Here is a 7,852-nt window from a genome sequence, read left to right as displayed (position 1 = left end):
TCACCGCCGATGGATGTGCATTCTACAGCATTTCAGATGCCTTGCAACACCTTTTTTAAATAAATCTTACCGCATGTCTAATTTTTAGCCTTTTATGAAGTTTTTATTCATTTATTATACAATTTTGCTTAAATTACGCCTATTCCTAGTAATACAGTTTATCATTCCGGGTTAAACAACGCCACTATACTCAGAACAAGGCTTTGGGGTTTCCTTATGCATCGCTCTATTTATTTATCTTTATGCTTATTTTCTTTGGCCTCTAGCCCATTAATTTTTGCTGAAGACACTACTCAGGCTGAACAGACTGAAATAGAAACTGAATCTACTACTACTGATACGGTTCCACTCAGAGAAAAAATATCTTCCAAGGTGAGTCACCTGCAAACCCAGCTAAAAGTCGATGCTAGTGCTGCACAGGCTGAAGAAGTTAAAGATCCTTTTCAGGGCTGGAATAGAAAGGTGTATCAATTTAATGATGCAATCGATCAGGCAGTCGTTCGCCCCATTGCGGTTCAGTATCAGGAAAAGGTTCCTCAAGATGTTCGTGGCAGCTACACCCAGTTCCGTAGCAATTTGGGTGAACCATGGAATGCGGTAAACCAGTTGATTCAGGGCCGTCCTGCTCGTGCGGCAAAATCTTTGGGCCGTTTTACCATTAATACCTTAACTACTTTAGGTCTGGCAGATCCTGCCCGTCGTCTGGGATTGGATCATGAAGATGAAAAGTTCGGGATCACACTAGGTTATTATGGTGTACCTTCTGGCCCTTATGTGATGTTACCGTTCCTGGGCCCAAGTTCTGTGCGTGATACTTTCGGTATGGCAGTCGATAGCCAGACCCGTCCACAGAAATATATTCTTGAAGATGATGAAGGCTTGTATTGGGGTGATCAATTCTGGCGTGCAATTGATAATCGTGCAGAATTACTTGATATTGAAGGTGTGTTAACAGGTGATCGTTATGCACAAATTCGCGATATTTATTTGCAGCGCACCAATTATATGATCGCCCAGAAAAAAGGTCTGGAACAGGAATCTTTATTCCTTGAAGATGACTTCGATGATGAAAATCTTGAAGATGAATCTTTCGATGAAAATGAGACTGAATCTTCTAGTGATGACCTTTGAAACCTAAGCTCAATGATGATTTGCTAGCGGAAACTGTTCGCTAGCAATCATTTGCTTGTTATAGTACATCTTATAACTCATTCCAGGATCGAACTACCTGTCTATGTATTTCATTCAACCTACCCGTGATATTCCTTATTTAGATCAAGTACTTGAGAAGCTTCCGCACGTTCAAGTAATCAAGCTGGAAGATCACGACTTGTACGATGCAACGATTATTGCTATTGCAGATGTACATGATTATCTGAAATATAAGTGGAACCTTCCGACTGTAGTATTAGCGCTAGAAAATGAAGGAACAGCCTTGGCACAAGCTTGGGAACAAGGTGCTTTGGCAGGCTGGATCTGGAATAAACTGCCTGAACAACCCGATATCGCATTACAAAAAATTGATGCGCAATATAAGCGTAATCAGGATAGTCGTGATCTTCCTTCTGCGGCAGAGCTACAAAAACGTTTGCTGCCGAATGAAATTGAATTAACCAATTATGCAGTTGAAACCTATTTTCAGCCTTCTGCCTATCTATCTGGCGATTGGTACGATTACTGGAAAATCAGCGATAAAGAAATCATTTTTTATCTTGCGGATGTTTCTGGTCATGGCGTTACCAGCAGTTTATTAACGTCCTGGATGGCGGCTTTTCATGGTCGCTCCAAAACGCCTCGTGAGCTAATCAAGAAACTAAACGGGATGCTGGTTCAGGAAAATATCGAAAAGCATATCACCATGATTGCCGGAATCCTGAACCTGGAAACCCATGTCTTGAAATGGTCCAGTGCTGGTCACTACCCTCCTCCGATTATCTTTGAACCGAATCAGGAACCAAAAATCCTGTCATCCAGCAGCTTCCCTCTTGGCCTCACTGAAGACCTTGAGGTAGACGAAAATGAGTATATCTTCAGCCGCAATGCACGTTTCATTATCTGTTCAGATGGGGCATTGGAGCCGTTTAGCGGCGGTCTGAATGAACAATTTTCCCAATTATTGCATCACTTACAAAACGAATCCTTCGAAGCACCCGAACATGTTGCCGACGATATTGCCATTCTCAGCTTTATAAGAGTGAAATAGCAGTATAATCACAAGCTTTATAAGCACTTAATTTGATTGCGACTTTCAGCTACTTGAGTATCTATAGACCCTATGGGATAATTTAATATCCTTCTCTGCAAATGGCATTTATATGTCAACAGGTCATGTTGAATATGCAAGCTTGAATGGAACGCATATTTTTAAGCTTATCGGCGAAGTGCGGGCCCAATCTTGTATTAGTCTAGACAAATTACTGAACAAACTTGAGCAGCAGGACAACGTTGTTGGCGCAATTGTTGATCTGACTGAAACCAGCTTTATTGACAGCACTGTACTGGGTGTCCTAGCAAAATTAGGACTTAAACTTAAGCAGCTCCATAAGATCCAGGCGGTGATGTTGTCGACTAACTCTGATATCACTACTCTGGCCAACAGTATGGGCTTGGGGCAGGTCTTTGTCATTTTGGATTACTGCGGTGATTCAAATGTATGTACGCGTAAACTGATGGAAGAACATGTGACGCATCAAGCGATGCTGAAAACTGTTCTGGATGCACACAAGACTTTAATGCGGTTAAATCAGAGCAACCAGAATATGTTTGAGCCCTTGGTCAAACAGTTGCAAAAAGAACAAGATAATCTAGATCAAGTTTCTGAACAAAAGGTATAAACACACAATAAGGAATCCCTATGACTTTACTTTCTGTTGCACAAATGAATTCCCAGAATGAAATTGAGCAAAATTTCATGACTATCGAATCATTAATTCAACAAAGTAAAGCAAAAGGCGCTGAACTTATTGTCTTTCCTGAAAATTTCGTCTGTTTTGCTGCTGGTAAACAGCGCGAAACCGCTGCTCAGTTCGAGAGCATTCAACAACGTCTGGAACAGCTGGCTCATCAATATCAGATCTGGATTATCGCGGGGACATTACCATGTCCTTATCGTCCTGATGGTTCGATTATTGAAGATGGCCGGGTTAGAACCGTAAGTCTATGTATTAGTCCAGAAAAAACTGAAGCCCGCTATGACAAGATTCATCTCTTTGATGTACAGGTCGGTGATGCCGTTGGTGGCTATCAGGAATCCCAATTTTTTGAACCAGGTACCGATATTGTTGTTGCGAAAACGCCTTTTTGCAATATCGGTATGATGGTCTGCTATGACCTGCGTTTCCCTGAACTCGCGCTTCATTTACGTGGCCAAGGCGCGAATATTTTAACTGCGCCATCTGCCTTTACTTACACCACTGGCCAAATGCACTGGCAATTATTATTGCAAGCACGTGCTATGGATACTCAATGCACAGTTCTCGGTGCTGCTCAACAGGGTTGGCATGGTGAAAAACGTCAAACTTGGGGACATGCCGCTGCCACAAACAGCCGTGGTCAACTTCTCGATATGGTGCATGCGGAAGGCGCACAGATTATTACGGTTGATTTTGATTTGACTGAGCAGGCCAAAGTGCGTGAGTCTATGCCACTCATGCAGCATCACAAGCTATTACAATTTTCTTAAGTCATACTTTCTACTGCATTCTCATTTACTTGCATAAATTAACAAAATCCCTGCTTATTCTTCCCTAGAAATTATGGAGCATAGAAGTTCCATAAAAGAACAAGCAGGAAATACTCTCATGTCATTAGAAAAAGCAGTATATACCGCACGTGCCAAAGCTACAGGCGGCCGAGATGGCCGTGCAACCTCTGACGATCAGATTCTGGATGTGAAACTGGCAGTGCCTAAGGAAATGGGTGGCCCAGGTGGCGGGACCAATCCTGAACAATTGTTCGCTGCAGGTTATTCAGCCTGTTTTTTAGGTGCCATGAAGTTTGTTGCCAACCGGGATAAAATCAATATTAGCAAAGATGCCTATATTGAAGGTGAAGTTGGCATTGGTCCGATTCCTACCGGTTTTGGTATTGAAGTGACTTTAAATGTTCATTTAGAAGGCATGAAACAGGAAGAAGCTCAAAAGCTGGTCGATGCCGCACACATCGTTTGTCCTTATTCAAATGCAACCCGTAACAATATTGATGTTACTTTGAATGTCATCACCTAAGTCTAAATAAATATTTGACTCTCTATCCTGAAAAATCAGAAGTCATTTCAGGATAGAGCTGATCATTCTTATAAAATTTTGATCAAAATTGCTTTATGCTATTTAATAGAAAAATGATCATTTGAGATATTTATTTAAGAAAACAGTGCCTTCCTATCCCATCGAATAAAAATTTACTCTGCCGCCTCATTGGTTACACGCAGAACTTCTTCAATCGTGGTTTTACCAGCCAGCACTTTACGTAAACCATCATCGCGAATTGAACCTGATTGCTGACGTGCATAGGTTTCCAGCTCATATTCAGCCGCATTGCCATGAATCAGACGGCGCATATGTTCATCAACCGGTACAATTTCATAAATGGCAGTACGTCCACTAAAGCCGGTATTCCCACAGCGTTCACAACCGTGCGGTTGAGGTAATCTTAAATCCTGTGGATGCTCAATATGTTCAAACAGATTTTTCTCAAATGCATCTGCATCCTTCCAGGTCGCACAATGTGGACATAAGGTACGCACCAGACGCTGAGCAACTACGCCAATTAAAGAGCTGGATAGTAAGAATGGCTCAATTCCCATATCTTTTAAACGCGTCACTGCACCAATCGCAGTATTGGTATGTAGTGTTGATAATACCAGGTGACCAGTCAATGATGCCTGAACTGCAATTTCTGCAGTTTCCAGATCACGGATTTCCCCCACCATCACCACATCTGGATCCTGACGTAACATGGCTTTTAAGGCACGGGCAAAGGTCATATCGACTTTGGTATTTACCTGAGTCTGACCAATCCCTTCTAACTGATATTCCACTGGATCTTCAGCTGTCAGAATATTTTTGGAACCATCATTTAGATCAGAGAGTGCTGCATATAAGGTGGTGGTCTTACCCGAACCGGTAGGTCCAGTCACCAGAATAATACCATGAGGACGATGCACCAGGGTCTTGAGTCGATCATAATCGTTATTCATCAAGCCCAGATGAGTCATATTCAGACGGCCAGCCTGCTTATCCAGCAAACGCATCACCACCCGCTCACCATAAGAAGATGGCAAGGTCGAAACACGAACATCGACTTCGCGACCTGCCAGACGCAAGGAAATACGGCCATCCTGAGGAATCCGTTTTTCCGCAATATCCAGCTTGGCCATGACCTTGATCCGTGATATCAGTAATGGTGCCAGCTCACGACGCGGCTGCACAATTTCACGTAGTTGCCCATCGACACGCAAGCGTACAGAAAGTCGTTTTTCGAAGGATTCCACATGAATATCTGAGGCGCCAACACGGATTGCTTCAGACAACAAGGCATTGATCAGACGGACAATAGGCGCATCATCCTCCTGATCCATCAGATCTTCGGCTTCAGGGACCGAATCAGCAAGGCTTAATAAATCCGGGTGATCTTCCAGACCAGCCGCGACCTGCTGTGACTCACCACTATCGCCGGCAAAACTGGAACTGAGTAACTGATTGAATTCTTGTTCTGTACAATGTTGATACTGAGCCGGATGACCCAGCAAACGGCGTGCTTCCTGTAATGCAAGCATAGATGTATTGTCACGACGGACAATAAAAGCCTGATCTCCCTCATAACGCAATAGCACACCATGACGTTTCGCAAAGCTATACGGGATTTGTAATTGTTTCAGTACTTGCATCGCAGATTATAATAATGATGAAAAAATTTAAATTGAGTGTACTCTAAGCATATGACAGCGTGAAGTATGTTTTCAAAGATTTAGCAAGAAAGGATGCCAACATTGCCGCAAGATCAAGAGGAATTAAACCTGCAGTCTCCCAGAATTCAATGGTGGGGAGAACAAAGTTTTGAAATTAACGAGTCCAAGGCTTGGCAATTTGGCTCTCTGCTGTTTCGTTTGACCCGAGGTTTGCAGGAATGGCGACTGGAATATTATCGTCCGACGGTGCAGTACGATTATGAACAGCAATGGCATCAGATTAATGATCCACTGTTTGCATTTCCGAAACCGGTGAAAATTGAACGCTATATGTTCAAATCTACCCAAAGCAAGTTACAGCTTATGCCGCGTCTGGCGAATCGCTCCGTAGTAATTAAACCGGTTGATCCGATTTATATTCCGGCTGGACAACGTGGAACCCTCTATATCAGCACCCCGCTATGGATTGCCGGTTTTGTCGAAGGTCAACGTGAACCGATTTTTGATCTTCCAGTGATTTTACCGAAAGACACCTGGTTTGGACCCAATCATCGTTCCGGTGAAATTTGCTATGCTACCGCAGTTGACGGAAGAACCGAGCTCCAACAATTACGTCCTCGTGCATTCCGTGCTGTGACCCCGATTGAGTTTCATAATACCAGTCAGCAGCAACTGCGTTTCGATCGGATGAATGTTCCAGTACCTGCATTGCCTCTCTTTTATAGTGCCAGCACTGAACGTCTGTGGACCTCGCAGATTAAGGTTTTGCATGAAGGTCTGGATCGCCCACCTCGGATCCGGGTGGAAAACCGTACCCCGCCCAATGCGGGTGAAGTAGATTATTTACACCCACCGCGTGATCCAGCGGGAAATTTATTTAATATGTTTGATTCATTTTTCTAAGAGCGTGTGATGCCAAATTCGAATATTCCAACCGAAGTCACCAACAGTCTCAAGGGAGTATTTACCAATATTAATACGGATCGCCTGACTGAAATTGTCGTCGCGGTTGTGCTGTGTTTTATTGGTTTCCTGATCGCACGTTTTTTCTCGAATGCTTTTATCCGTACTATCGGTATACGCTTTAATGCGCATCAGCAAATGGTCTGGCGCCGCGGGATTTTCTACTTTATTTTCCTGTTGTTTGTGATGGCGAGTTTGAAGGAAGCCGGCTTTAAGCTCAGTGTTTTCCTCGGTGCAGCGGGTATTTTAACTGTGGCTTTGGGTTTCGCTTCTCAAACCTCTGCATCCAACCTGATCAGCGGTATCTTCCTGATTGGTGAAGGATCTTTTGAGGTCGGTGATACCATTCAGATTACACTGATTCGTGGACATACCGTTGAAGGTGAAGTGATTTCGATTGATTTGCTCTCGGTTAAACTGCTTACCCAAGATAATATCTATATACGTTTGCCGAACGAACAACTGATTCGGGCTCCGGTACACAACCTGTCCAAGTTTCCAATCCGGCGTATTCCGATTACCTTGGCTATTAATTTCCATGAAGACATCATCAAGGTGCGTGAAGTACTGCTTGATGTTGCCAATAAATATCCGCTGGTTCTGGCCGATCCAAAGCCTGCAGTCACAGTCACCGCCTTCCGTGAATCTTCGATTGAACTTTTGTTTGCGATTTGGTGTCAGCAGGAAAATTATCTGAAAGTCCGTGATGAAATGCAGGAACGGATTCGAAATGGCTTTCTCGATAACCAGATTGAAATTCCGGTACCGAAAATGGGCTTTGTTGATCATCCACTGGCTCGCCCACTGGAAAATGAAGACGTTGATCAATATGCCAATGAGAAGGAGCTGAAGAGAGAGCCGGATTTAAAATAACTTTTTCTAAATCCCTCCTCACCTCCCTTTACTAAGGGAGGAACTGTCATAAAAAGCCTGTCTTTCTTTTACATATCGCTTAAAGCTGTGCTTTAAGCTCGTTCAGGG

The 7,852-nt window shown here is 43.3% G+C and carries 8 protein-coding genes; 7 read left to right on the top strand and 1 reads right to left on the bottom strand.

The window, feature by feature from the left end; genetic code table 11:
* The first annotated feature begins 216 nt into the window (after positions 1-216).
* The 5 genes from B3J29_RS06000 (at position 217) to B3J29_RS05980 (ending at position 4,226) form a co-directional block, all read left to right on the top strand.
* Positions 217-1,131 carry an MlaA family lipoprotein gene (locus B3J29_RS06000; protein WP_005233975.1) on the top strand — a complete coding sequence of 305 codons (915 nt, stop codon included), beginning with the start codon at positions 217-219 and terminating at the stop codon, positions 1,129-1,131.
* A gap of 103 nt (positions 1,132-1,234) precedes the next feature.
* Entirely contained in the window at positions 1,235-2,203 is a 969-nt protein-coding gene (gene gigA / locus B3J29_RS05995) for an RsbU family protein phosphatase GigA (RefSeq protein ID WP_005233974.1), read from the top strand.
* 112 nt (positions 2,204-2,315) lie between these two features.
* On the top strand, positions 2,316-2,834 hold the full coding sequence (gene gigB, locus B3J29_RS05990; RefSeq protein WP_004783532.1) for an anti-anti-sigma factor GigB: 519 nt from the start codon (positions 2,316-2,318) through the stop codon (positions 2,832-2,834).
* Positions 2,835-2,854: 20 nt separating this feature from the next.
* Positions 2,855-3,682 (top strand): carbon-nitrogen hydrolase family protein, encoded by an 828-nt coding sequence (locus B3J29_RS05985; RefSeq protein ID WP_005233971.1) that lies wholly within the window; start codon positions 2,855-2,857, stop codon positions 3,680-3,682.
* 118 nt (positions 3,683-3,800) lie between these two features.
* Positions 3,801-4,226, top strand: a complete 426-nt coding sequence (locus tag B3J29_RS05980; RefSeq protein WP_005233969.1) for an organic hydroperoxide resistance protein — start codon at positions 3,801-3,803, stop codon at positions 4,224-4,226.
* A gap of 173 nt (positions 4,227-4,399) precedes the next feature.
* Here the strand turns inward: B3J29_RS05980 and gspE are convergent, their stop codons facing one another.
* A complete protein-coding gene (gene gspE / locus B3J29_RS05975) occupies positions 4,400-5,887 on the bottom strand; it encodes a type II secretion system ATPase GspE (RefSeq protein WP_005233967.1) in 1,488 nt (495 codons plus the stop codon).
* Between the two features lie 102 nt (positions 5,888-5,989).
* Between gspE and B3J29_RS05970 the strand changes: the two genes are divergently transcribed.
* Positions 5,990-6,811, top strand: a complete 822-nt coding sequence (locus B3J29_RS05970) for a hypothetical protein (protein ID WP_005233965.1) — start codon at positions 5,990-5,992, stop codon at positions 6,809-6,811.
* Between the two features lie 9 nt (positions 6,812-6,820).
* Positions 6,821-7,744 carry a mechanosensitive ion channel family protein gene (locus B3J29_RS05965; RefSeq protein WP_005233958.1) on the top strand — a complete coding sequence of 308 codons (924 nt, stop codon included), beginning with the start codon at positions 6,821-6,823 and terminating at the stop codon, positions 7,742-7,744.
* The last annotated feature ends 108 nt before the right edge of the window (positions 7,745-7,852 follow it).

The sequence above is a fragment of the Acinetobacter sp. UBA5984 genome, assembly GCF_002429925.1.
GTDB classification, from domain to species: domain Bacteria; phylum Pseudomonadota; class Gammaproteobacteria; order Pseudomonadales; family Moraxellaceae; genus Acinetobacter; species Acinetobacter variabilis.
This window is presented reverse-complemented; position numbering and strand designations above follow the sequence as displayed.